22 protein-coding genes and 1 pseudogene are annotated in these 23,661 nt (G+C 75.5%); 16 read left to right on the top strand and 7 right to left on the bottom strand.

Annotated features, from left to right (window positions below):
* Positions 1–92 precede the first annotated feature (92 nt).
* Positions 93–986: an ROK family protein gene (locus ACF1A1_RS36950; RefSeq protein ID WP_392006238.1), complete on the top strand. Its 894-nt coding sequence runs from the start codon at positions 93–95 to the stop codon at positions 984–986.
* A 508-nt stretch (positions 987–1,494) separates the two neighbouring features.
* On the opposite strand, the gene ACF1A1_RS36945 is transcribed toward ACF1A1_RS36950, so the two are convergent.
* The gene (locus tag ACF1A1_RS36945; RefSeq protein ID WP_392006236.1) at positions 1,495–4,266 is read right to left on the bottom strand and encodes an AAA family ATPase; all 2,772 of its coding nucleotides are present in this window, start codon (positions 4,264–4,266) and stop codon (positions 1,495–1,497) included.
* 201 nt (positions 4,267–4,467) lie between these two features.
* Complete coding sequence (locus tag ACF1A1_RS36940; RefSeq protein WP_392006234.1) at positions 4,468–5,055, bottom strand: TetR/AcrR family transcriptional regulator; 588 nt, start codon at positions 5,053–5,055, stop codon at positions 4,468–4,470.
* Positions 5,056–5,217: 162 nt separating this feature from the next.
* Here ACF1A1_RS36940 and wrbA point away from each other — a divergent pair, with 162 nt between their 5' ends.
* The 14 genes from wrbA to ACF1A1_RS36870 all read left to right on the top strand — a co-directional run bounded on the left by wrbA (position 5,218) and on the right by ACF1A1_RS36870 (position 19,112).
* Positions 5,218–5,820 carry an NAD(P)H:quinone oxidoreductase gene (gene wrbA / locus ACF1A1_RS36935; RefSeq protein WP_392006232.1) on the top strand — a complete coding sequence of 201 codons (603 nt, stop codon included), beginning with the start codon at positions 5,218–5,220 and terminating at the stop codon, positions 5,818–5,820.
* A 195-nt stretch (positions 5,821–6,015) separates the two neighbouring features.
* Entirely contained in the window at positions 6,016–6,750 is a 735-nt protein-coding gene (locus ACF1A1_RS36930) for a hypothetical protein (protein WP_392006230.1), read from the top strand.
* Complete coding sequence (locus tag ACF1A1_RS36925) at positions 6,737–8,413, top strand: GH3 auxin-responsive promoter family protein (RefSeq protein ID WP_392006228.1); 1,677 nt, start codon at positions 6,737–6,739, stop codon at positions 8,411–8,413. Before ACF1A1_RS36930 ends, ACF1A1_RS36925 begins: the two co-directional genes overlap by 14 nt.
* Positions 8,414–8,509: 96 nt before the next feature.
* On the top strand, positions 8,510–9,367 hold the full coding sequence (locus ACF1A1_RS36920; RefSeq protein WP_392006226.1) for a class I SAM-dependent methyltransferase: 858 nt from the start codon (positions 8,510–8,512) through the stop codon (positions 9,365–9,367).
* A gap of 1 nt (position 9,368) precedes the next feature.
* The gene (locus ACF1A1_RS36915) at positions 9,369–10,874 is read left to right on the top strand and encodes an NAD(P)/FAD-dependent oxidoreductase (RefSeq protein WP_392006224.1); all 1,506 of its coding nucleotides are present in this window, start codon (positions 9,369–9,371) and stop codon (positions 10,872–10,874) included.
* Positions 10,871–12,019: a hypothetical protein gene (locus ACF1A1_RS36910; RefSeq protein ID WP_392006223.1), complete on the top strand. Its 1,149-nt coding sequence runs from the start codon at positions 10,871–10,873 to the stop codon at positions 12,017–12,019. Before ACF1A1_RS36915 ends, ACF1A1_RS36910 begins: the two co-directional genes overlap by 4 nt.
* Entirely contained in the window at positions 12,016–12,759 is a 744-nt protein-coding gene (locus ACF1A1_RS36905) for a DUF6182 family protein (RefSeq protein ID WP_392006221.1), read from the top strand. The genes ACF1A1_RS36910 and ACF1A1_RS36905 overlap by 4 nt, the downstream gene beginning before the upstream one ends.
* The gene (locus ACF1A1_RS36900; RefSeq protein WP_392006219.1) at positions 12,752–13,402 is read left to right on the top strand and encodes a LysR substrate-binding domain-containing protein; all 651 of its coding nucleotides are present in this window, start codon (positions 12,752–12,754) and stop codon (positions 13,400–13,402) included. The genes ACF1A1_RS36905 and ACF1A1_RS36900 overlap by 8 nt, the downstream gene beginning before the upstream one ends.
* Positions 13,399–13,641 (top strand): hypothetical protein, encoded by a 243-nt coding sequence (locus ACF1A1_RS36895; protein ID WP_392006217.1) that lies wholly within the window; start codon positions 13,399–13,401, stop codon positions 13,639–13,641. Before ACF1A1_RS36900 ends, ACF1A1_RS36895 begins: the two co-directional genes overlap by 4 nt.
* Positions 13,638–14,543, top strand: a complete 906-nt coding sequence (locus ACF1A1_RS36890) for an alpha/beta fold hydrolase (protein WP_392006215.1) — start codon at positions 13,638–13,640, stop codon at positions 14,541–14,543. The genes ACF1A1_RS36895 and ACF1A1_RS36890 overlap by 4 nt, the downstream gene beginning before the upstream one ends.
* Positions 14,432–15,277 (top strand): class I SAM-dependent methyltransferase, encoded by an 846-nt coding sequence (locus tag ACF1A1_RS36885; protein WP_392006213.1) that lies wholly within the window; start codon positions 14,432–14,434, stop codon positions 15,275–15,277. The genes ACF1A1_RS36890 and ACF1A1_RS36885 overlap by 112 nt, the downstream gene beginning before the upstream one ends.
* Positions 15,278–15,520: 243 nt before the next feature.
* Positions 15,521–16,630, top strand: a complete 1,110-nt coding sequence (rsgA, locus tag ACF1A1_RS36880) for a ribosome small subunit-dependent GTPase A (protein WP_392006211.1) — start codon at positions 15,521–15,523, stop codon at positions 16,628–16,630.
* A gap of 624 nt (positions 16,631–17,254) precedes the next feature.
* Complete coding sequence (locus ACF1A1_RS36875; RefSeq protein ID WP_392006209.1) at positions 17,255–18,649, top strand: DNA-3-methyladenine glycosylase 2 family protein; 1,395 nt, start codon at positions 17,255–17,257, stop codon at positions 18,647–18,649.
* Positions 18,636–19,112: a methylated-DNA--[protein]-cysteine S-methyltransferase gene (locus tag ACF1A1_RS36870; protein WP_392006207.1), complete on the top strand. Its 477-nt coding sequence runs from the start codon at positions 18,636–18,638 to the stop codon at positions 19,110–19,112. Before ACF1A1_RS36875 ends, ACF1A1_RS36870 begins: the two co-directional genes overlap by 14 nt.
* 72 nt (positions 19,113–19,184) lie before the next feature.
* Here ACF1A1_RS36870 and ACF1A1_RS36865 read toward each other — a convergent pair whose 3' ends face one another.
* Positions 19,185–20,063: an NAD(P)-dependent oxidoreductase gene (locus ACF1A1_RS36865; RefSeq protein ID WP_392006205.1), complete on the bottom strand. Its 879-nt coding sequence runs from the start codon at positions 20,061–20,063 to the stop codon at positions 19,185–19,187.
* Positions 20,064–20,160: 97 nt separating this feature from the next.
* Here ACF1A1_RS36865 and ACF1A1_RS36860 point away from each other — a divergent pair, with 97 nt between their 5' ends.
* Positions 20,161–20,505, top strand: coding sequence for a winged helix-turn-helix transcriptional regulator (locus ACF1A1_RS36860; protein WP_392006203.1), 345 nt, complete (start codon positions 20,161–20,163; stop codon positions 20,503–20,505).
* Between the two features lie 142 nt (positions 20,506–20,647).
* Here ACF1A1_RS36860 and ACF1A1_RS36855 read toward each other — a convergent pair whose 3' ends face one another.
* The 4 genes and pseudogenes from ACF1A1_RS36855 to ACF1A1_RS36840 form a co-directional block, all read right to left on the bottom strand.
* Positions 20,648–21,130, bottom strand: coding sequence for a DUF456 domain-containing protein (locus ACF1A1_RS36855; protein WP_392006201.1), 483 nt, complete (start codon positions 21,128–21,130; stop codon positions 20,648–20,650).
* Positions 21,131–21,294: 164 nt separating this feature from the next.
* Positions 21,295–22,277 (bottom strand): annotated as a pseudogene (locus tag ACF1A1_RS36850) (helix-turn-helix domain-containing protein).
* Positions 22,278–22,748: 471 nt separating this feature from the next.
* Complete coding sequence (locus tag ACF1A1_RS36845; protein ID WP_392006200.1) at positions 22,749–22,904, bottom strand: hypothetical protein; 156 nt, start codon at positions 22,902–22,904, stop codon at positions 22,749–22,751.
* Positions 22,905–23,179: 275 nt separating this feature from the next.
* The gene (locus ACF1A1_RS36840; protein ID WP_392006198.1) at positions 23,180–23,425 is read right to left on the bottom strand and encodes a hypothetical protein; all 246 of its coding nucleotides are present in this window, start codon (positions 23,423–23,425) and stop codon (positions 23,180–23,182) included.
* Positions 23,426–23,661 lie beyond the last annotated feature (236 nt).

Here is a 23,661-nt window from a genome sequence, read left to right as displayed (position 1 = left end):
CCGGATCGCCGGTCCGGAGGCGGCAGGGGAATTCCGTGCGATCCTCACGACCTCCGTGAAAAGAAATTCACCCTCCCACGAGAAGGGACGTCATGACTCACCTCGGAATGGACGTCGGCGGCACGAAGGTCGCTCTGCGTGCGCTGGCCCCCTCGGGCGAGCACGCCCAGACCGTCTTCCGCTGGCCCGAGGAGCGCAGCGTGGACGCCGACCTGGCCGCGCTCGCCGCCCACACCCGGAGGCTGGTGCCGGCCGGCGCCGGGGCCGTCGAGGCGGTCGGGGTGGCGATGCCGGCGACGCTGGACGCGGAGGGCCGGGTCGTGGCCTGGCCGGGGCGGCCGTTCTGGCAAGGGGTCGACCTGCGGGCCGAGCTGGCGGGACTGCTGCCCGGCGCGCGGGTCAGCTGCGCCGACGACGGCGACCTCGGCGCCCTCGCGGAGGCCGACGCGGCGGGCTGCCGGGACCTGGTCTACCTCGGCGTCGGCACCGGTGTCGGCGGAGGCATCGTGCTGGACGGCCGGCTGGTGCCGGGCGTCGGCCGGGGCTCCTGCGAGGTGGGGCACATCGTCGTGGACCGCTCGGGGGAGCGGTGCGCCTGCGGGCGGCGCGGCTGCGTGCAGGCGGTCGCCTCGGGCCCCGCCACCCTGACCCGGGCCGCTCGACTCCGGGGCGCCTCCGTGGAGTTCGCGGAGTTGCGGGACGCGTTCACGGCGGGCGAGGAGTGGGCCGCGGCCGCCGTCGACGAGAGCTGCGCGGCCCTGGCCGCGGCGGCGGTCTCGCTGGCCGAACTGGTCCACCCCCGGCGCGTCGTGGTGGGCGGCGGCTTCGCCGCGGGCATCCCCGGCTACGTGGCGAGGGTGGCCACCCACACGGCCGCCCTGGCCCGCCCCGGCGCTCCGGCACCCGAGATCCACGCGGCGCGCCTGGGGGGCCTGTCCTCCCTGACGGGAGCACTCCTCCTGGCCCGAACGGCACAGCGGCCCTGACGCACGCCCCGCCCTGAGCCCCGGGCAGACCGGCCCCGCCGCCACCCCCCGCCCACCCGAGCCGGGCGGGCGGCGGGCGGACGCAGGACCTGGGGGCCCGGCGGCGGAGCCCCTGGCGGCGTTCAGGGACGGAACCCCTTGAAGGGACCCTCGCTGTGGTGCTCCCGGCTCTCAGCCGCCGTGGTGTCCCCGGGCCCCGCCCGTGGTGTCCCCGGGCAGGCCGGCCCCACCGCCACTTCCTGTTCTCCCTGACGGGAGCACTCCCTCCCGGCCCGGACTGCGCAGCGGCCCTGACGCACACCCCGCCCTGAGCCCCGGGCAGGCCGGCCCCGCCGCCACCCCTGCCCGCCCGAGCCGGGCGGCCGGCGGGCGGACGCAGGATCCGGGGCCCGGTGGCGGAGCCCCCTGGCGGCGCTTCAGCGCCCCCGGCTCCCGCCGCGCCGCCCCGGGCCCCTGCTGTCGTGCCCCGGCCCCCGTCACCCGGCTCCGCCCCCACCCCCCGTCACGCTCACGCCGCCGTCCCGCTCCCCGTCTCCACGCCCAGTCCGGCCGGCAGGTCCTTGCGGCGTTTGATGCCGAGCTTGCGGTACGTCCGGGTGAGGTGCTGCTCGACGGTGCTCGGGGTGACGTACAGCTTGAGGGCGATCTCGCGGTTGGTGTAGCCGCGTACCGCCAGCGCCGCGACCCGGCGCTCCGCGTCGGTGAGTCCGGCGCCGGCGCCCGCCTCCCTGGCGGGAGACTCGCCGCCCAGTGCCTCGGGGGCGGAAAGCAGTTCCTCGCACAGCGGCTCCGCCCAGCACAGCTGCGCCATGTGACGGGCCCGGCGGAACAGCATCCGGGCCCGGCGGCTGTCCCCGGCCTCGAACTGGGCGCGGCTGAGATCGGCCAGCACCCGGGCCTGCTCGTACTGGTCGCCGCACTCCTCGAAGAGGTCGAGCGCCTCGTTGAGGAGGGCCGGCATGCGCTTGACCGGGCTGACCGCCGCCATCATGCGCAGCGCCAGCCCCCGGGTGTGCGGCCGGGACGCGTCGGGCCGGCCGAGCTGGTCGTAGGCGAGCTTCTTCGCCTGGTCGGTGTTGCCCAGCCGCAGCCAGGCCTCCGCCGCGCCGGTGCGCCAGGCGGGCAGGCCCGGCCCGTCCAGGCCCCAGGCCCGCATCCGCTCGCCGCAGGCCATGAAGTCGGCGAGGGCCGCGTGGCTGTGGCCGGTGGCCAGGCGGCAGTGCCCCCGGGCGTACAGGTAGGTGACGCCGTAGCGGCTGGTGAGCATCGCGTCCGGCACCGACTGGGTGAGCTGCCGCGCGACCTCCTCGAAGTCGCCGGTGCGGGCGGCGGCCAGCAGCAGGCTGCCGAGCGGCAGCCCGACCGCGGTGCCCCACGCCTTCGCCGGCAGCAGCACGAACGCGAGCCGCGCCTGCTCCAGCGCCCCGGCCAGTTCGCCCAGCCGCAGCGCGGCCTCCGCCCGGGCCGCCGCGATCAGGGCGCGTGTGGTCACCGGCAGCAGGTGGACGTCCTCGGCGACCAGCCGTTCGCACCAGGCGAGCGTGTCGCCGGGCCGGTCCGCCGCGGTGAGCACCGTGAGCGCGGTGAGCATGGCCTCCGCGCTCCACTCGCCGGCCCGGGTCCGCGGCAGATCCCCGAGGACCAGTTCGGCGAGGTCGGTCACGCGCTGCGGCCGGCCCCGGGTCAGGGCGTCCGCGAGCACTCCGGTGACGTGCAGCAGCGGACCGGAGCGGGTCGGCGCCCCGAGGAACGGCGCGGTCGTGGCGGTGGCCTGCGGCCGGTTGTCCATGGCGAGTTCGGGATGGTTCCAGGCGAGCCAGTGCTCCAGGTCGAGCAGGTCCGTGCGCTGGCCGGGCTGCGGTGCGCGGGCCGTGGCGCGCAGCCGTTGCAGGACCCGGCCGGCCTCGTCGGCGCGGCCGTGCCACAGCAGCCGCTGCACCAGCGCGAGCCGCTCCGGCCGCTCCAGCCGTCCGGACCCGGCGGCCGCGCCGAGCGCGCTCAGGTGCCGGGCGGCCCCGGCCGGGCTGCCCAGCCATTCGGCGTGCAGCAGCCGGGCGAGGATCGCGGGCCGCTCGCCCTCGTCGGCGCAGGCCCGGTGGGCGAGTTCCAGACAGGCGATGGCGGTTGCGCGCTGATCGGCGACGAGCGCGCGTTCGGCCGCCTCGCGCAGCGCCTGGACGGCCCAGTCGCCGGGCGCGGACTGGGTCTCGACCAGGTGTGCGGCCACCCGGGAGACCGGCCCGCCGCGCTGGTGCAGCAGCCGTGCGGCGGCCAGGTGCAGCCGGTCCCGCTCGGTGTGCCCGAGCGCCTCCAGTACGGCGATCCGCGCGGCCGGCGCGCGGAAGTCCCCCTCCGCGAGCAGCCCCGAGCCGTTCAGCGTGGCCAGTACCGTGCCCACCTCGGCCTCGGACACCCCGGCGAGTTCGGCGACCTCGGCCGGGCTGCGCTCGGGCCCGAGGACGGCGAGCGCGCGGACCACGGCGAGCGGGGCGGCGTCGCCGCGCTCCAGATGCCCGGCGAACGCGGCGCCGTATCCTTGTGCCCGGATGCCGCCGCTGGCGGTGAAGTCCTCGATCAGGCTGCTGAGCAGCAGGGTGTTGCCGCCGGTCAGCCGGTGGAAGTCGGGTGCCAGCGCCGGCGCCCGTTCGGCGCCCAGCCGCTCGGCGACCAGTTCGCGCACCCCGGCGGGGGTGAGCGGCTCCACGGCCAGCCGGGTCACATACGGCTGTCGCTGCAACTCGCCGCGGAAAAAGGGGAGTTCGGTGGAGGTCGCGGTGTCGTCGGCGAGCACGACGTACACCGGGAGCGCACCGATGCGGCGGATCAGGTGCAGCAGGCAGTGCAGGCTGGCCGCGTCGGCGTGGTGCACGTCGTCCACCGCGAGCAACAGCGGTGCGCGCGCGGCGAGTTCGAGGAAGGTGCGGCACAGGCGGTCGAAGAGCTGCACCGCCTCGGTGCCGGGCACGGTGTCCACGACCGGCCCCTCGGTGGCCCGTTCGAGCCAGGTGCCGGCCTGCCGGCCCAGGTCCCCGGGCAGTGCGGCGCCCTGCACGAGCTGGGCCATGATCCCGAGCGGCAGGGCCCGCTCGGGCCGCGCGCCCACGGCCCGCAGCACCTGGAAGCCGAGCTGCTCGGCCTGCCCGATGGTGTGGTCGAGCAGCTCGGTCTTCCCGTTCGGGCCCGTGCCGTGCAGAACCACGGCGCGGCCACGGCCCGTTGAGCATTCGGACACCAGACGGCCGAGCAAGCGGATGTGCTGATGTCGTTCCGCCAGTCCCACGCGTTTCCCCCTTGAACTGGTGCTCGCGCCCGGCGCGAGACGATCGATCAGGAAGCGGTTTTGACGCTAGCCGCGGCCGGGTAACTGGATCGTTCATCGGGCGCCACCGCCGGAGAACCGTGGCGCGCCGCCGCGGCAACCCGCCGGTAATCGGCCGGGCACCGGTGCTTCTCGGGGCCCTTTTCGGCGGCCCGTACGCGGCTAGAGTGCGAGCAGGCCATCGATTCCGGCCTTGACCTGGTCCGGTGTCAGGCCCCGTTCGATCGTGAGGTGTTCGAACAGGCTCGGCACGAACGGCGCGAGCAGCAGGTGCGCCAGGACCGTCGGGTCCTCCTTCGGCCTCAACTGCCTCACCAGCATGGCCACGTGGGTGTGCATGGTGAGGTAGGCCCCGCTGGAGTAACGGGCTTTCGGTGACGCGGTCTCGGCCGCGCGCATGATCGTCAGTTGCTCGACGATCCGGTCGGCGACCGCGTGCAGGAACGCGCGCAGCCGCTCGTCGGGCGGGGCGCCGGGGCCGAGCGGAGGGGGTCCGGTCATGAACGCTTCCTGGAAGCGCTGCTCTCCGTCGTCGAGCAGGGCGAACAGGAGCCGGCTGACGTCGCCGAAGCGGCGGTAGACGGTGCCGACGCCCATGCCGGCGGCGTGGGCGACGGCGTTCATGGTCACGGCCTGTGGGCCCTCCTCGGCCACCAGGCGCGCCGCGGCGTCCAGGATCCTCCGGCGGTTGCGGGCGGCGTCCGACCGCTCCGGCGGTGTCTGGCCGATGACGGGGAGTTCGGGGGTCATGGTCCGAGGTTAGCGGATAGCTATCCGTTTTCCTCGACTGGATCGCTTGTAAACCGGATCAGTATCCGTTTTACTCGAGGTACGGCGAAGCGGATACCGATCCGCTTCGTTCGCAGCAGTCTGTTTCGCTCTTAACGATCTCTGCTTGGAAGGGGCCTCATCGTGAGTGCCAAGGTCGCGGTCATCTACTACTCCTCCACCGGCAACGTCCACAAGCTCGCCACGGCGGTCGCCGAGGGTGCGGAGAAGGCCGGCGCCGAGGTCCGGTTGCGCCGGGTGCCGGAGCTGGCCCCGGACTCCGCCATCGACGCCAACCCGGCCTGGCGCGAGCACGTCGAGGCCACCAAGGGCATCGAGGTCGCCACGCTCGACGACCTGTCCTGGGCCGACGCCTACGCCCTCGGCTCGCCGACCCGCTTCGGCAACATCGCCGCCCAGCTGAAGCAGTTCATCGACACCTCCGGCGGCCTGTGGCAGCAGGGCGTCATGGCCAACAAGCCCGCCACGGGCTTCACCAGCGCCTTCAACACCCACGGCGGCAACGAGTCGACGACGCTCGCCCTGTACAACACGTTCCACCACTGGGGTTCGCTGATCGTCGCCCCCGGCTACGCGGACCAGGTCGTCTACCCGGCGGGCGGCAACCCGTACGGCACCTCCCACGCGGGCGCCGACGCCCCGTCCGAGGCGACCCTCGCCGCCGCCCGCTACCAGGGTGAGCGCCTCGCCACCATCACCGCCCGCCTCCAGGCCGGCGCCGAGTGACAACCTGACCGCGCCACGGGTCCCCGGTGGCCGCCCCGACTCACGGGGCGGCCACCGCTGTCTTCCCACCCGCCCCCGCCGCCCCGACCGCCCCTGGTGACCGCCGAGTTACGCCACCGAGAACCCCGCATTCCCGGCCTCTGTTTGCATGATCCCGAGTCGCAGGCAACCGACGCCGTACCAGGGGGATCAACGATGGCCGTCCAGACGGACCAGCCGACGGACCAGCCGACTGACCAGGCGCAGTGGCAGGCGCAGCGGCAGCAGCCGCAGCGGCGGACGGACGCGTCCGGCACCGCACACGCGCCGTTCTGCGTCCTGCTCGGACCGGACTACGCGGGCAAGTCGTCGGCGCTCGGCCACCTCTCCCGCACCCCACCCCGGTGGCGGACGCTCTCCGTCGACGACGCCTTCCTCGCCCCCGAGCACGCCCTCATCGGCCGGCTGCGCCGGCACGCCGTCCAGGACGTGGCCGCCCACCGGGAAGCCTGGTCACCGGAGCTGTTCGCCACGCTGGTGCAGGCCGGCGCGGTCCACCTGCGCGACCAGCTGCTGCGCGCCGACCCGGACACGCCCGTGCTGATCGACTCCTACTACTACAAGCTGCTGGCCAAGTGCCTGCTCGCCGGCGCGCCCGACGGCCCGCTGTTCGCCTGGTGGCGGACCTTCCCCCAGCCACTCCGGGTCGTCTACCTCGACGTCACGCCGGAAACCGCCTGGCAACGTTGTCGGCAGGGCGCCGATCTGAACCTCCTGGAGCACTACGGCCCCCACCCGGAGTGGGACGGCTTCCGCCGCTACCAGAACGACCTCGCCAAGAGCCTGCTCGGCGAGATCCAGCACCTTCCCCGCACCGTGATCGCAGAACAGGACCGCCCGGAGGACACCGTGGCGGCGATACGAGAGGTGCTCACCCGTGAGTTTGGCTGACGCATGGACGGACCCCGACCGGCTGCGCCGCTACCGCGACCGCGTCCTCACCGAACGGCGGCGCCTGCGCGACGCGTTCACCGACCCCGACACCCACCAGCGCCGCGTCCTCACCGACCTGCTGGAGTTCAACTCCCGCACCGCGTACGGAAGACGGCACGGCTTCGACCGTATCCGCACCCTCGACGACTACCGCAGGGCCGTACCGCTCCAGACGTACGCGGACCTCGAGCCGTACATCGAGCGGGCCGCCGCCGGAGAGCCGGACGTCCTGACCGCCGACCGCCCCGCGGTCTTCTTCACCAGCAGCGGCAGCACCGGCGCGCACAAGAAGATCCCCGTCACGCCCCGCTTCATGCGCACCACCTTCTTCCCCTTCTACTACGCCGCCTGGGCGCCCCTGATCGAGCACTTCCCGGACGTCCTCGCGCACCCGGCCGCCGTCCTCAACCTCAAGCACGACCCCGTCGCCGCCCCGCCCACCACCGCCTCCGGGCGCCCCCATGTCGGCGCCAGCCAGGTCGACTTCGGCGAGACCTTCGGCGAACCCCTCTCGGCGGAACCCGGCACCGGCGCCCCCTGGGCGACCCTGCCCGTCCCCGTCGCGGCCGGCGACCACACGGAGAAGATGTACCTGCGGCTGCGCCTGGCCGTGGAGCACGACGTGCGGTGCGTGATCGGGATCAACCCGGCGATGGTCGCCGCCCTCCCGTACCAGCTGCGCCTGTGGTGGCCGCGCATCCTCAAGGAGATCCACGACGGCACCCTCGGCGGGCTGCCCCACGGCTCCCCGAACCCCGCCCGCGCGGCCGAACTCGAGCAGCTCGCCGACCGCCACGGCACGGTCCGCCCCGCCCACGTCTGGCCCCGGATGCGCGCCCTGTTCTGCTGGACCACTGCCGTCGCGTCGCTGTATCTGCCGCGACTGCGCGAGGAGTTCGGCACCCACGTCACCGCCCTGCCCGCCCCGGTCGCCGCCTCGGAGGGACCGGTCGCCGTCCCGCTGGACCGCCACCCCACCGCGGGCAGCCTGGTGGTGACCGCCTCCGTGTACGAGTTCGCCGACGCCGACGCCGACCTCACCGCGGACACCCCCACCCTGCGCCCGCACGAGCTGGAGGCGGGCCGCGACTACCACGTCGTCTTCAGCCACGTCGGCGGCCTGTACCGGTACGCCGTCGGCGACGTCGTCCGCGTCGTCGACCACCAGGGCGGTGTGCCCCGCCTGGAGTACACCGGCCGCGGGGTGCGCTCCGACCACGCCGGGGAACGGCTGCGCGACGCCCAGGTGATCCGGGCGCTGTCCGCCGCCCTGGCGGCGACCGGCCTCGAACTGCGCAACGCCGCCTGCCGGGTGACCACCGCCGCGCGGCCCGCCTACGCGTTCGCCGTGGCCCCGCTCACCCCGTGGAGCCGGGAGGAGTCCGAGCGCTTCACCGGCCTCCTCGACCAGGCCCTGGGCCGTGAGTCGCCCGGTTACCGCGCGGCCCGCGCGGACGGACGGCTCGCCGCGCCGGAGCTGCTGCTCCTGGACCCGGAGGCGTTCCAGCGCGACTGGCAGGACCGCGTCGACAGCGGCATCCGCCCCACTCAGGTCAAGGACCGCCTGTTCCGCCAGGCCCCCGACCAGTGGTCCCGCCTCACCGGCCGCACCCCCGCCTAGGGGCTGTCGTCAAACTCCCGCCGCGGGGCCGCCCTCCGGGCGACGACGGGAGTTTGACGACAGCCCCTAGCCCCCGACAGAAGAGAGAGGCACCCCATGACCGCACAACTGGACGCCGTGGAACGGACCGCGCTGCTCACCGCCGCGCTGCGGGCCGCCGAGACCAGGCGGCCGGACCGCCTGTACACCGACCCCTACGCGGCCCGGCTCGCCGGGGACATCGGCCCCGACCTGCTCGCCGAGGTCGTCGAGGCCACCTTCCCGCCGCACCGGCGGCGGACACTGCCCAGCACCCCCGACTACAACGCGATCCGCACCCGGTTCTTCGACGACTACCTCCAGGACGCCGCCCGGGACCCGCTGACCACCCAGATCGTGCTGGCCCCGGCCGGCATGGACTCGCGCGCCCACCGCCTTGCCTGGCCCGACCGGGTGCGCTGGTTCGAGGTCGACCGGCCCTCCGTCCTCGCCTACAAGGACGACCGCCTGGGCGACGCCGAGCCCCGCGTCCGCCACCACAAGGTCGCCGTCGACCTCACCGACCCCGACTGGCCCGACCGCCTCCAGGACGCGGGCTACGACCCGACGGTCCCCTCGACCTGGCTCCTCGAAGGGCTCCTCTACTACATCCCGGAACCGGACGTGCACCGCATCCTGGAGCAGGTCTCCGCCGTCTGCGCCCCCGGCAGCCGTATCGCCGCGGACGTCGTCAACGCCGCCGCCCTCACCCTGCCGAGCATGCGGGGACTGCTGGAGGTGTTCGCCGGCTGGGGCTGCCCCTGGCTGTTCGGCACCGACGAGCCGGAGGCCCTCTTCGACGCGTACGGCTTCGACGTGCGGGCGGTCCAGCCGGGGGAGGAGGGCGCCGACTTCGGGCGCTGGCCCGACCCGGTGCCGCCCCGCTCCGAACGCGAGGTGCGCCGGGTGTTCTTCGCGCACGGCAGGCGCCGCTGACATGCCGACCGCAGTTATCGCCGGCGGCAGCGTCGCCGGACTGGCGGGCGCCCTGGCCCTGTCCCGGATCGGACTGAACGTCCTCGTCCTGGAACGCGCGCCCGCACCCCCCGACGGCCCGCTCGACGAGGCGATCGCCCGCTGGGAGCGCCCCACCGTCCCGCAGGCCCACCACTCGCACACCCTGACCTCCCTGGGCGTCCGCGTCCTGCGCGAGCGCGCCCCCGGCCTCCTGGCCGAGGCCCGGGCCGCCGGAGCCGCCCTGCTGGACCTGACCGACGCCCTGCCGGCCACGGCCGGCGACCGCACGCGCCGGCCCGGGGACGAGGACCTGGTCGCCCTCGGCTGCCGCCGCGCCTGCCTGGAGCTGCTGCTCCACCGCACCGTCCAGGCCCTGCCCGGCGTCACCGTCCGCCACGACACCGCCGTCGCCGCCCTGGAACTGGACCGGCGCACCCCGCGCGTGCGGGCCGTCGTCACCACCACCGGCGAACGGATCCCCGCCGACGTCGTCCTGGACGCCACCGGCCGCCGGGCCCTGTCCCGCACCTGGCTCGCCGACGCCGGAGTCCCCCTCGCCCCGGACCGCACCAGCCCCTCCGCCCTGACCGGCTACACCCGCTTCTACCGCCTCCACTCGCCGGCCCGGCCGGGCCCGTTGAACCGAGGCAACGCGGCGGGCGACATCTTCGGCCACTACGCCGGCGTCCTGCACCCCGGCGACCACCACACCTTCTCCATCGCCCTGGCCACCCTCCCCGGCGACCCCGCGCTGCACCCGCTGCGCACCGAGGCCGGTTTCACCGCGGCCGCCCGTGCCACCCCCTGGCTCGCGCCCTGGCTCGACGACGACGCCGGCACCCCGATCTCCGGCGTGCGGGCGATCACCAGCCCGCCGAACACGCTGCGCGGCACGGCGGGCCCCGGACAGCGGCCGGTGGCGGGCCTGTTCCCGGTCGGCGACGCGGCCTGCGTCACCAACCCGCTGTTCGGGCGCGGCATGTCCCTCGCCCTCGACCACGTCTTCCGCCTGGCCGACCTGCTGGCCGAGCAGCCCGACATCACCCTCGCGCAGCGCCGCAGCGCGGCCCTCATGACGTACGACGTGTTCACGCCCTGGTACGAGCAGGCGGCCGCCGCCGACCGGCAGCGCATCGCACGCTGGCGGGCCGCCGTCGACGGCACCGCGCCGCCGGTCCCCGCCGACGACGTCTCCGAGCGGGTCGCGGCCGCGTCCCGCACCGACGCCACGGTCTGGCGGCAGGTCACCCGCATGCTGATGTCGCTCACCCCGCCCGCGGAGTCGGTCACCGGCGAGGCGTTCCGCACCCGCGTCCGGCTCGCACCGGCCCCGACGGACCCGCCCCCGGCCCCGCCCGCCCGCGCCGACCTCGTCCACCGGGTGACGGCGGCGGAAGAAGCCGCTCGTACGACGGCGGCCGAAACCCGCCTGACGGCGGCGCAGGGAAGCCCCCGCAAGGCGACCGTGGAAGGAGCCCCCGTATGACGGCGCTCACCGCGGAGCGCACCGGCCCGTCCCCGGCCACCGCGCCCGCCCACCGGGTCCTGCTCGCCCCCGTCACCGTCACCCCCTCCAAACCCCTGACCCCCAGCCACCTCAAGGGACTGCTGTGGACGGACGTGATGTACCGGGCCACCCGGCCCCTCGCCCACGTCACCTACCGCTACAGCCACACCACCTACCACCCCACCGAACAGACCCTGGGCTTCTGGGAGTTCCTCGACCGCACCCGCGGCGACACCGACTACGACGACCTCTCCGAGGAGGACATCGGCGACCTGTACGTCGCCTTCCGCGCCGCCCCCCGCCCCTCGCCGCGCGCCCTGCGCCCCTACGCCGAAGCGGCCGAACACGGCTGGGTGCACCCCGCCGCCACCCGTGTCCTCACCCTCTGGAGCGGGCACTACGCCCGGCTCGGCCTGCACGACCCGGGCCTCCTGCGCCACCAGCCCCCGGGCCTCGGCCTGGACGCGGCCCTCGACCGGCTCGCCGACCTCGGCATGTGCCTGGACCAGCGGGCCGTCGGCGGCCCCGTCCACCTGGACCCCACCCGCCACGGACTGCCCCTGCGCCGCCTCGTCACCCCCGACGGCCGCCCCAACTACCTGGCCTGCGCCCTGCGCGAACTCCTGCCCCTGGCCGCCGACTTCGACGAGATCGTCCTGCTGTACGACGGCGAACTCGACCCCGACTACCAACTCCTGGAACGCGTCCTGACCGCGCTGGGCCCCCGGGTCCGCCGGGTGCCCGTCGGCCGGGTGCCCATCGACGGACACATCCGCTCCGCCCGCCACGGAGGCTGGCAGGGCCTGCACGCCGGGGCACTCCTGGACGCCGCCGCCGGCCACGACCCGGCCGCGGTGCGCCTGGGCATGCGGCTGTACTTCATCGCCGTACTGGGGCCCGGCCGGCAGCAGTCGTTCCGCGCCGACCTGCTGGCCCAGTGCCTCAGACGGGCCGAACGGCTCCTGGAGACGGCGGAACACGGGCGGCCGCGCCCGCTCGCCGAACTCCTCGCACCGCACCGCAAGGACCACACGTACGTCGACCCCTACCGGCTCACCGCCGGCCTGTTCGGCAAACGCCGTGCCGCCCCGGCCCTCGACCTCCTGGCCACGGTGTTCCTGTGACCCCGACCCAGCGCGCCCTGCGCGAGCACACCGCCGCCCGCATCCGCTCGGCCCGTCCCGGCCTCGGCGCCCGCCACGACCTCACCACGTACGACGGCCTGGTCGCCGCCCAGCACCACCTCACCGCCGAGGAGCCGGCCGACGAGCAGACCCAGGTCGTCGTCGTGATCGGCGACCTCGACCTGGCCCACTGGGCCCGCGACACCTGCGCCTTCGCCCTCGGCCTGCCGCCCGGCCCGGCCGCCGCCTGGCGCGCCTCCTTCACCCGCACCGTCTTCCTCGCGGGCAACCCCCGCAACCTGCACGACCGCTTCCCCTTCGCCCACGTCGGCGACGGCCACCACACGGCCTGGACCGCACCCGGCCCCGCCGCCGACACGACCACCCTGCGCCGCCTGCTGAAACTCCTGCACGCCCCGGCCGACCTGCCGCCCGCCCCCGCACAGCACGTCGACCTCCCCGGCGCCCCACGGCCCGGCCGCGCCCCCGCCCGCCACGGCGTGTACCTGGCCACCGCCGGATGCGGCGTCGCCGAAGCCCTGGTCCACCTCAACCACCTGCTCGTCGAAGCCGTCCTCGACGGCCTGATCGCCCCCGGCGACCGCCTCACCCTGCACCGGGTGCCCCGCCTCGCCGGCCTGGCCCGGCCCGTCGTGCGGGTGCGCGCCGTCCCCGAACCCCATCTGCCCGGCCGGCTGAGGGCCGCCGCGGCCCTGACCCAGGAGGCCCGCCATGCCTGAGGCGACCCGCACCACCCCCCGTCCCGCCGCCGGCCGGCACGTCATCCGCTTCGGCTACCACGGCTCACCCCACGTGGCCACCCGCGTCATCCGCCGCGCCGGCTGGGACGAGACCGCGGTCGACCTGTCCGAGTACGACATCGCCGCGCCCTTCCAGGCCCTGCGCACCGGACGGCTGGACGTGATGACCGCCAAGTTCGCCGTCCGGGAACCGGACCTCGTCACCAGCCGCACCCTCGCCGAGGACGCCCGCGCCGTCGTCGTGGCCGCCGGCCATCCGCTCGCCGCCCACGACAGCGTCTCCGTCGAGGACGTCGCGGCCTACGACTGCTTCGACCGGCCCGGCGACCTGCCCGCCTACGTCTGGGACGAGGTCGTCCCCCGGTACACCCCCGCCGGCCGGCCCCTGCGCCGGCGCCACCGGGTCACCGCGATCCCCGACATGATGCGGCTGGTGGCCTCCGGCGAGGCGGTGCACCTGTCCCTGATCTCCCTCGCCGACATCGCACCCCCCGGCATCCGCGTGATCCCGGTCCCCGACCTGCCCCCGGCCCCGGTCACCCTGGCCTGGCCCCGAGCCACCGAACTCCCCGCGCACGTACGGGAGTTCATCACCGCGGCGGAAGCGGGAGCAGCCCGATGACCACCGCTCCGGACCGCCGGGTGGCCGTCACTGCGGAGCGCCGGGTGACCGCTGCCCCGGACCGCTGGGTGGCCGTCACTGCGGAGCGCCGGGTGACCGCTGCCGCGGACCGGCGGGTGGCCGTCACTGCGGAGCGCCCGGTGACCGCCGCCCCGGACCGCCGGGCGACCGCCGCCCCGGACCGCCGGGCGACCGCCGCCCCGAACCGCCCGATGACGCCGACCCGGACCATCCGATGACCACCACCCCGGAGCCCCCGATGACCACCGCCCCGGCCCGCCTCCCCGTCGTCCTGCTGCACGCCCTCTCCCTCGACGCGTCGATGTGGCGGGAGCCCGCGGACGCCCTGCGCACCCTCGGCCACCCCGTCCTCGCCGTCGACCAGCGAGGCTTCGGCACCGTCCCGCTCGGCACCGCCGAGCCCTCGCTCGACGTCGTGGCCGACGACCTGGCCCGCACCCTCGACGCGCACGGCATCGACCGGGCGGTACTGGCCGGATGCTCCATGGGCGGGTACACGGCGTCGGCCTTCCTGCGCCGCTTCCCCGACCGGGTCGCCGGCCTCGCCCTGCTCGCCACCCGCGCCACCGCCGACACCCCCGAAACCGCCGCGCAGCGACGCCGGTTCGCCCACCTCGTACAGGACGAGGAACACCGTCCGGCGCTCCTCGCCCACACCACCCCCGGCCTGGTCGGCGCGACCACCCGCGCGAGCCGCCCCCAGGTGCTCGCCCGCGTCCGGGCCGACGCCGAGCGGGCCGACCCCGCCGCGCTGGCCTGGTCCCAGCTCGCCATCGCCGCCCGCCCCGACTCCACCGACGTCCTGGCCGCCGCCCGGACACCGGCCGTCGTCATCGCGGGCGACGAGGACGAACTGGTCCCGGCCGAGGAGGCCCGGCACCTCGCCGGCACCCTCCCCGACGGACGCCTCGTCACCCTCACCGGCGCCGGCCACCTCGCGCCCCTGGAGACCCCCGGGGCCGTCGTGCGCACCCTGCACGCCTTCCTCACCGAGATCGGAGACACCGCATGCGCACCGATGACCACCGCCAGTGGGGCCACACCTCCTCGACCGGCCTCGGCTTCACCCACCACACCATCGTCGACACCCACTTCCGCGCCTGCGAACACACCTACCTGAGCCTCCTCGGCCAGGCCGGCCTCCGCCCCGGACAGCACGTCCTGGACGCGGGCTGCGGCCCCGGCGACTACCTCCCGCACCTCGCCTCCCTCGTCACCGAGACCGGCCGCGTCACCGCCGTCGACCTCGCCCCGGAGAACGCCCGCCTCGCCGAACAGCGCGCCCGCAGCGGACAGTTGCCCTGCCCCGTCGAGGTCCGTCAGGGCGACCTGCGCCACCTGCCCCACCCGGACAACAGCTTCGACGCGGCCTGGTGCGCCAACACCGTGCAGTACCTCGACGACACCGAACTGGCCGCCGTACTCGCCGAGTTGACGCGCGTCGTACGCCCGGGCGGCACGATCGCCGTCAAGGACCTGGACGCCCACCTGATCACCGCACGCCCCACCGACCCCCACCTGTTCACCGACTTCTTCCGCACCGCCGGCGCCACCCCCGGCTACGCCCGCCAACTCCTGCGCACCCGCGACCTGTACCGCCACCTGCGACGGGCCGGACTCGCCGACGTACGCCAGCGGACCGTCCTGATCGAGCACCACGCCCCCCTGACCCCCGCGGCCCGCGACTTCTACACGGCGGCCTGCGCCCAGATCGCCCGCCAGGCCCTCGACCTGGGCCTCAGCGAGGAATGGCACCGCTTCACCGACCCCCGCTCCCCCCACCACCCGCTGGACGACCCCGACGGCTACATCAGCGAGGGCAATGTGCTGGCGGTGGGAACGGTGCGCCGGTGAAAACCGGTCGCACCCGTGCGCGCGGCCCTCCTAGGATGAGCCCGCTTCTCGCAGTGGCCCTCGGGCCACTGCCGTCGACCCGATGAGGAACAGGAGGTGTGAGCGATGACTGCCGCCACGACGGGTGCTGTCCGCAGCAGCCAGACGTTCGTCCACACCACCTCCGCGGTCCCCGGCTGACCACCTCTCACCGTCCGCGCGCCCGCGAGCGCGCCCCCGGGGCCGCCCTGTGAAGGGTTTGCCTTGAACCTCGCCACACCCACGCACTCTCCGGCCTCCTCGCACCCCCTCGCCCCCTACGGCTGGGACGACGGATGGGAAGCCGAGTTCACCGGCCACGCCGAGCGGGGGCTCCTGCCCGGCCGTGTCGTCCGCGTCGACCGCGGGCAGTGCGACGTCGTCACCGGTGACGGTGTCGTACGGGCGGACACCGCGTTCGTCACCCCGCACGACCCCCTGCGGGTCGTCTGCACCGGCGACTGGGTCGCCGTCGACGCCGAGGGCACCCCGCGCTACGTACGCACGTATCTGCCGCGCCGTACCGCCTTCGTGCGCTCCACCTCCTCCAAGCGGTCCGAGGGGCAGATCCTCGCGGCCAACGTCGACCACGTCGTGGTCGCCCTGTCCCTGGCCGTCGAGCTCGACCTCGGGCGCGTCGAGCGGTTCCTGGCGCTGGCCTGGGAGTCCGGCGCCCAGCCCGTCGTCGTGCTCACCAAGGCCGACCTCGTGCCCGACCCCGCGGGGACGGCGTACCTCGTGGAGGACGTCGAGCGCAGTGCGCCCGGGGTGCCCGTGCTCACCGTCAGCGCACTGGAGGGGCAGGGCATCGACCGGCTGACGGGCGTCCTCGGCCGGGGCACCACCGCGCTGCTCGGAGCCTCCGGCGCGGGCAAGTCCACGCTCGCCAACGCCCTCCTCGGCGAGGACGTCATGGACGTCCGGGCCACCCGCGACATGGACGGCAAGGGACGGCACACCACGACCACCCGCAACCTGCTGCCGCTGCCCGGCGGCGGCGTCCTCATCGACACGCCCGGCCTGCGCGGCGTCGGTCTGTGGGACGCCGGCAGGGGCGTCGGCCAGGTCTTCTCGGAGATCGAGAGCCTCGCTCGCGACTGCCGCTTCCAGGACTGCGCCCACGCGTTCGAGCCCGGGTGCGCGGTGCTGGCCGCCGTGGCCGACGGCGACCTGCCGGTCCGCCGGCTCGACAGCTACCGCAAGCTCCTCCGGGAGAACCAGTGGATCGTCGCCAAGTCCGACGCCCGCACGCGCTCCGACATCCGCCGGGACTGGAAGCGGAAGCGCGCCGAGGGGCGGGCGGCCTGGCGGGCGAAGCGGGGGGAGTGGGCGTGACGGCGTCCGGCTCCTGACGGGGGGTGACGGCGTCCGGCTCCCGACGGGGGTGATGGCGTTCGCTTCCCGACGGGCGTGCTGGCGGCTCCGCCCGGCCGGGACGGCGGAATGCGGCTCCGGGACCGGGAAGCGTCCGGCTTGGGGTCGGGGGCGGCGGCATCCGGTGCCCTGCCGGTGAGGTGCGGGCCGCCGATCCCGGCTGGGGTGACGGTGGGTCGGCTCCGGTCGGAGGGGGGTGTCCATGTCCGGTGGGGGTGGTGGCGTCCGGCGCTCGGCCGGGCCGCAGCGCCGAGCTGCGCATCGCGCTCGACCTGTTGCTCGGCCGCCGGACACGGAGCGCGGGAGGGCGGGTCCGGCGATGACGGCGGAGGGTCGGCTGCCTGCCGGCGCGTCCTGCTCCCGGCGGCAGTGGGGGCGGTCCCGCCCGGCCGGGACGGCGGAATACCGACCCAGCCGGGGCCCCACGGCGGAGGCCCGCCGTGGCGGCCGTAGGCGGGACTCCGGCCAGGTCGGCATCGGGCGGCCCCCGGCCGGGTCCGCCATCCGCGCGCCGGCCCTCCACCCGTCACCACCACGTCCGATTTCCGCTAGCGCCCTCCCCGTCGCGGGCGAAGACTGGAACGCGTGACGGACGAGGAGACCAGGTACGAGGCGGTCCGCAGCAGGGACGCCCGGTTCGACGGCGAGTTCTTCTTCGCCGTCGAGACGACCGGCATCTACTGCCGGCCCAGCTGCCCCGCGGTGACGCCGAAACGGCGCAACGTGCGGTTCTTCACGACGGCCGCCGCCGCGCAGGGCTCGGGATTCCGGGCCTGCCGGCGGTGCCGGCCGGACGCCACGCCCGGCTCGGCCGAGTGGAACGTGCGCGCCGACGTCGTGGGCCGCGCCATGCGGCTGATCGGCGACGGGATCGTCGACCGGGAGGGCGTCGCCGGTCTCGCCGTACGCCTCGGCTACAGCGCCCGCCAGGTGCAGCGGCAGCTCACCGCCGAACTCGGCGCCGGGCCCGTCGCCCTCGCACGGGCGCAGCGCGCGCACACCGCGCGGGTGCTGCTCCAGACGACCGGCCTGCCGGTCACCGAGATCGCCTTCGCCTCCGGGTTCGCCAGCGTGCGCCAGTTCAACGACACCATCCGGGCCGTGTACGCGCAGACCCCGACCCAGCTGCGCGCCGCCGCCCCACGGCAGGGCCGCACGGCCGCCCCCGGCGCCGGGATCCCGCTGAGGCTCGCCCACCGGGGCCCGTACCACGCGGCCACCGTCTTCGACCTGCTGGAACGGGAGGCCGTCGGCGGCGTCGAGGAGGTGACCGGCCCGCCGGGCCACCGCACCTACCGCCGGACCCTGCGCCTCCCGTACGGCACCGGGATCGTCGCCGTGCGGGAGCGGGCGGGCTCCGCTCCCGCCACCGCCGTCCACCCCGGCGGATGGCTCGACGCCCGCCTGCACCTCACCGACCCGCGCGACCTCACCACCGCCGTCCAGCGGCTGCGGCGGCTGTTCGACCTCGACGCCGATCCGTACGCCGTCGACGAGCGGCTCGGCGCCGACCCGCGGCTCGCCCCACTCGTCGCCGCCCGGCCCGGACTGCGCGCGCCGGGCGCCGCCGACCCGGAGGAGTACGCGCTGCGCGCGCTGGTCGGCCGCACGGAGGCCGAACGCCTGGTCCGCGCCTACGGCAAGACCCTGGACGCCCCCTGCGGCGGCCTCACCCACCTCTTCCCGGAACCGGCCGCCCTCGCCGAGGCCGAGCCCACCGGCACCCCGGGCGCCCTCGCCGCCGCCCTCGCCGACGGCACCGTACGCCTCGATCCAGGCGCCGACCGGGACGACGCCCAGGCGGCGCTGCTCGCCCTGCCCGGCCTGGACGGCCGTACGGTGGCGGCGATCAGGTCGCGTGCCCTCGGCGACCCGGACGCCGCGCCGCCCGGCGCGGACGTCCCCGACACCTGGCGCCCCTGGCGCACCTACGCCCTTCACCACCTGCGCGCAGCGGAGGAAACCCGTGTACTGGACTAGCGTCGACGGCCCGCTCGGCCCCCTGCTCCTCACCGCCGCCCCCGACGGCGCCCTGACCTCCGTGTCCGTGCCCGGCCAGAAGGGCGGACGGACCGTCCAGGAGGGATGGCGGCACGACCCCGGCCCCTTCCGCGCGGCCGAGGAGCAACTCGCCGCGTACTTCGCCGCCGAGCTGAAGGAGTTCCGCCTGGACCTGCGCGCGGAGGGCACCGCCTTCCGGGAACGCGTGTGGGCCGCCCTCGACACCGTCCCGTACGGGTCGACCACGACGTACGGCGAGATCGCCGCCCGCATCGGCGCCTCCCGGGCCGCCGTACGGGCCGTCGGCGGAGCCATCGGCGCCAACCCGCTGCTGATCGTCCGTCCCTGTCACCGCGTCATCGGTGCCGACGGTTCCCTGACGGGTTACGCGGGCGGCCTGGAGCGCAAGGTACGGCTGCTCACGCTGGAGGGTTCGCTGTAGGGCGGGACCAGCGGGCGTTGCGGGATCGGGGGCGCTGGGGGAGCTGGGGGATCAGGGGGCGGCGCTGAGGGATCAGGGGTGCTCGAGCAGCTCCACCACCCCCGTCGTGTCCTCGTCCCCGTGCCCGTCGGCCAGCCGGCGCTCCATCAGCGCCACCCACGGCGTCAGCAGCTCCGGGCTGACCCCCTGCTCCCGCGCCGTGCGCAACAGGGTCTCGGTCCCCGCGACCTGCATGGCCAGGTTGGACACCACGCCCTTGCCGTAGTCGCCGCTCTCCAGCTGCGCGGCCGCCTGGTGCGCCATGGGAGCCATCGCGCCGAGCCACGACACCAGCAGCGGGGCCAGGTCCGAGGGGGCGATGTCCTCGCGGCGGATCAGCGCGAAGGCGTGCAGGATGCCCGCGAACATGCCGTTCATCGCGCTCAGCAGCGCCACGTCGTGCAGGGCGGCGAACCCGGCGTCCGCGCCGACGTACACGGTCCCGGCGGGGACGGCGAGAGTCTCCCGGTGCTCCTCGAACAAGCCGGCGGAGCCGCTGTAGAAGACGTACGCCCCGCTCTCCGGAACCCCGAGCATCGGCGGTACGGCCATGATCCCGCCGTCCAGGAAACGCGCGCCGCGCGCCTCGGCCCAGGCGGACCGGGCCCGGCCCTGCGCGGGTGTGCCGGTGGTGAGGTTCACCAGGTCCCGGCCGGCGAGGTCCGCCCCCGCGAGGGCCTCACCGACGGACGCGTCGTCGAGCAGACACACGACCACCAGCCGGTTCGCCGCCACCGCCCGCGCCGCGCTCCCGGCGACGGTGGCGCCCTCGGCGGCGAGGGCCTCGGCCCGGGCCGGGGTGCGGTTCCAGACGGTGACGGGGTGCCCGGCGGCCAGCCAGGCGCGGGCGAGCGCGGTGCCCATGGCACCGGCGCCGAGAAGGGTGATGGGGGAAGGGGTGTTGTCGGTCATGGCGACTAGGCTCGTTCGCGGGAACCGCCCTGCTCAAGTACGTACTTCGGAGTGGGTGGTTACCGCCGGGAAAGCATCCAGGCAGGGGAGGGGCGACATGGCGGTCGGCAGGCGGCCGGGGGCGTACGTGTGCGGGATCGACGCGGCGATGGACGTCATCGGGGGAAAGTGGAAGGTACTGATCCTCTGGGCGCTGCACGAGAAGCCGTGCCGCTTCGGCGAGCTCCGGCGCGGACTGCCGGGCGTGACCGAGAAGGTCCTCGCCGCCCAGCTCCGCGAACTGGAGGCCGACGGCGTCGTCCACCGCGAGGAGTACGACGAGGTCCCCCCGCGCGTCGAGTACTCACTGACGCCCCGCGGCGAGTCCCTCAACGAGGCGTTGGGCCCGTTGGGGGCGTGGGGACGGGACCACCTCCTCACCGACGCACCGGCGCCACACTGAGGAACCGAACCCCGCCTCCGGGCACACCGCCGGGCCACCCCGGCTCCGCCCCCCCCGCGTGTGACGCCGCACGCGGTTGCCCGCGCCGTCCCGGCCGCCACCACCCCCGCGGCCCTTCCCGCCGCCACCACCACTCCCGCTGTCACCACCACAGCACCGCGCCCAACCACGCCCCCATGATCAGCAGACAGGTGAACAGTTCCGCGAGGATGCTCGTGCCGCCCGCGCGCATCGCCGTGCGCAGGGAGGCGCGGGCCGCGTCGGCGCGGCCGAGGCGGAGCCGTTCGGCCAGGTAGATGCCGGCGAGGAAGCCCGGGATCGCGCCGAGGACGGGGACGAGGAAGAACCCGAGGAACGCCCCGCCACCCGCGTACACCGCCATGTGGCGGGTGGCGCTGCTGACGCGCAGCCGGCGGGGCGGCAGGACCCAGCGCACCACCTGGGAGACCAACAGCGCGACCGTCGCGCCCACCAGCACCGCCCAGGCCACCGGCTGCGGGTCCTTAAGCGCCCACCACAGGACCGCGGCCCACACCAGCCACGACCCCGGAACCCCGGGCACCAGCACTCCGCACAGGCCGAGCAGGATGACCAGGCCGACCAGCAGGAGTTCCCACGCTCCCATTTGTTCAGCGTGCCGGACTCCGGGAGAAGCCGCAGGTCAAGACGGAGACCGTGGCCACCACTCCCGTACGCCTCGGTCACCGCTCCGGCCTGCCGTGGCCACCCCTCGCGCCGGCCGTGGCCGCCCTTCCCGCGTGCCGTGGCCACCCCTCCCAGGTGCCGTGGCTACCGCTCCCGCGTCACCCAGCCGCGCTCGTACGCGTGCCAGCCCAGCTGGAGCCGGGTCGTCACGCCCGTCAGCTCCATCAGCCGCTTCACCCGGCGCTGTACGGTCCTGAGGCCCAGATCGAGTTGCTTCGCGACGCTCGCGTCGGTCAGGCCGGCCAGCAGCAGGGACAGGATCTGCAGGTCGGCCGCGTCGGGGCCGTCCGGGCCCTGCGCCTCGACGCCGGCCGCGCCCAGCCGCAGCGGCGCGCCTCCCGCCACACCGACTCGAACAGGCCCGACAACAGCTCCAGCAGCCCGCTGGCGTGCACCACCAGCGCGGCGGGCGCCCCGGAGCGGCCGGTCAGCGGCACCAGGGCGAGCGAACGGTCCGCCACGACGAGCTTCGTCGGCACCCGGTCCACGACCCGCACCCGCTCGTCCCGGCCGAGCGCGGCCGTCAGCTCCCTGACGCCCTCCGGCTGGTCGAGAACCGCCCGCTCGATGACGACGCGGTAGCGCACGCCGCGGGCCGTGGGCCGCTCCTCCGCGTCGTTCTCCGCGCCCGTCACGGTCACCGGCGCGCCGGTGACCAGCGCGCACACCTCGTCGCTCGCGCCCAGCCGGATCTGCAGGAAGCGCTGCGCGACCGCGGCCGCGCCCGTCACCACCTCGACCAGGTCGTGCACCGACGGCTCGGCCGCCGCCGCCCGGTACTCCTCGGCGAGCAGCGCGGCCGCCGGCCGCGCCTGCTCCAGCTCCCGCCGCCGCTGGGTGAGCAGCGCGGCCAGCGCGACGCCCGGCGGCGCGGCGACCCAGCGACCGGGCCGGCCCGAGGACTGCGCCGCCAGCCCGTGCCGCTCCAGCCGGCGCAGCGCGCCCTCGGTGTCGCGCTCGCCGAGGGCCAGCCGGCGCGCGAGATCCGGTACGTCCGCGGCGCCCACGGACACCAGCGCCCGATAGGCCGACTCGTGCGTCTCGTCGAGCCCGATCGCTTCCAGCATTGGTGCCGTCCTCCCTGACCGCCCACGCCGTACGTGGCGGGAAACCGCCACGGCGCGATTTCGCCGCGGCACATCATCGCCCTGGACCGGGCCGCTCCGCCAAGGTGTGGCACGGCGGTCACCGGTGATCATCCGCGGCCGCGGCCGTGAGCATCCGGCACAGCGGATCTCCAGGCGAGCGGGACACACTCGTGGCGGCCGGCTGCATCAGCGCGGCGCCGGTGGGCACCCGGAACGTGATCCGGACTCGAGACGCGCAGGGGCGCATAGGGGATCTGAGCCCGGATCACCCGAAGTCGCCGGGCGGTTCTCCCGTGGGGGGTGGAGCCGCCCGGCGACCACCGAAGCCACCTCCTCGCACACCAAGCCGGGGCGCGATACCGGGGCGCATTTTTCCCGATGCCCCGTTTTCATATGGCCCGTGCGGTGGACAATTGGCGGCATGAGTCAGCAGGGGGGAAGGCCCACCGGTCACGAGGACGACTGGTGGGGGGAGTTGTACGGCGACTCCACCGAGGACACCGGACCGACGGCCGCCGCCGACTCGCTGGACGACCGGTTCGCCTCGGCGGCGGGGGCGGTGCGCTCAGCGGATTCCGGGGACACCACGGATGCCACGGATGCCACGGATGCAGTGGATGCAGTGGATGCCACGGAGTCGGTGGGCTCGGTGGGCGAGGAGGGCGAGGAGGGCGAGGAGCGGGAGGGCCCGTCCGGTGCGGTGCCGAGGGCGCGTTCCGAGCAGCCCGAGCGGCCCGAGCGGCTCGGCCATCCCGGTCACACCGACCACCTCGAGCGCCCCGACCGTCCGCAACGCCCGGAGCGGACCGAGCAGGTGGACTGGTGGGCGCAGAAGGACGCGAGCCCCCCGCCACCGCCGACCACGGCTCCACCGCCTCCGCCTACGGCTCCGCCCTCACCCGCCACGGCTCCACCGCCACCGGCTGCGGTTCCGCCCTCACCCGCCACGGCTCCACCGCCACCGGCTGCGGCTCCGCCCCCACTGGCTGCGGCTCCCTCTTCACCCGGCACGGCTCCACCGTCACCGGCCACGGCTCCACCGCCACCCGGCACGGCTCCACCGCCACCCGGCACGGCTCCACCGCCACCGGCTGCGGCTCCGCCCCCACCCACCGCGGCTCCGCCATCGGTTCCCACGGTCCCGCCACCGCGCAGCGCGCCCGCTGCCGGGCCTGTCGCCGGCCCTCCCGAGGGTCCGCCCCGCGGGCGGGACGGGGAACCTGCCGACGGGCCGGACGCGGGCTCCGCCCCCACCGACCCCGGCCCCACCCCCACCGACCCCGGCCCCACCCCCACCGACCCCGGCCCCACCCCCACCGACCCCGGCCCCACCCCCACCCCCGACGCCGCCCGTCCTCCCGCA

Origin of the sequence: Streptomyces sp. NPDC014995 (genome assembly GCF_043080745.1) — a bacterium.
In the GTDB taxonomy this organism is placed as follows: domain Bacteria; phylum Actinomycetota; class Actinomycetes; order Streptomycetales; family Streptomycetaceae; genus Streptomyces.
This window is presented reverse-complemented; position numbering and strand designations above follow the sequence as displayed.

What these genes read in the sequence shown, in the direction of transcription:
- ACF1A1_RS36915 (WP_392006224.1), top strand. Translation starts at nt 9,369, where the DNA reads ATGCCGACCGCAGTTATCGCCGGCGGCAGCGTCGCCGGACTGGCGGGC.
- ACF1A1_RS36885 (WP_392006213.1), top strand. Translation starts at nt 14,432, where the DNA reads ATGCGCACCGATGACCACCGCCAGTGGGGCCACACCTCCTCGACCGGC.
- ACF1A1_RS36865 (WP_392006205.1), bottom strand. Translation starts at nt 20,063, where the DNA reads ATGACCGACAACACCCCTTCCCCCATCACCCTTCTCGGCGCCGGTGCC.
- ACF1A1_RS36940 (WP_392006234.1), bottom strand. Translation starts at nt 5,055, where the DNA reads ATGACCCCCGAACTCCCCGTCATCGGCCAGACACCGCCGGAGCGGTCG.
- ACF1A1_RS36855 (WP_392006201.1), bottom strand. Translation starts at nt 21,130, where the DNA reads ATGGGAGCGTGGGAACTCCTGCTGGTCGGCCTGGTCATCCTGCTCGGC.
- ACF1A1_RS36890 (WP_392006215.1), top strand. Translation starts at nt 13,638, where the DNA reads ATGACCACCACCCCGGAGCCCCCGATGACCACCGCCCCGGCCCGCCTC.
- ACF1A1_RS36930 (WP_392006230.1), top strand. Translation starts at nt 6,016, where the DNA reads ATGGCCGTCCAGACGGACCAGCCGACGGACCAGCCGACTGACCAGGCG.
- ACF1A1_RS36910 (WP_392006223.1), top strand. Translation starts at nt 10,871, where the DNA reads ATGACGGCGCTCACCGCGGAGCGCACCGGCCCGTCCCCGGCCACCGCG.
- ACF1A1_RS36920 (WP_392006226.1), top strand. Translation starts at nt 8,510, where the DNA reads ATGACCGCACAACTGGACGCCGTGGAACGGACCGCGCTGCTCACCGCC.
- ACF1A1_RS36840 (WP_392006198.1), bottom strand. Translation starts at nt 23,425, where the DNA reads ATGGCGGAGCCGCGGTGGGTGGGGGCGGAGCCGCAGCCGGTGGCGGTG.
- ACF1A1_RS36860 (WP_392006203.1), top strand. Translation starts at nt 20,161, where the DNA reads ATGGCGGTCGGCAGGCGGCCGGGGGCGTACGTGTGCGGGATCGACGCG.
- ACF1A1_RS36900 (WP_392006219.1), top strand. Translation starts at nt 12,752, where the DNA reads ATGCCTGAGGCGACCCGCACCACCCCCCGTCCCGCCGCCGGCCGGCAC.
- ACF1A1_RS36895 (WP_392006217.1), top strand. Translation starts at nt 13,399, where the DNA reads ATGACCACCGCTCCGGACCGCCGGGTGGCCGTCACTGCGGAGCGCCGG.
- ACF1A1_RS36950 (WP_392006238.1), top strand. Translation starts at nt 93, where the DNA reads ATGACTCACCTCGGAATGGACGTCGGCGGCACGAAGGTCGCTCTGCGT.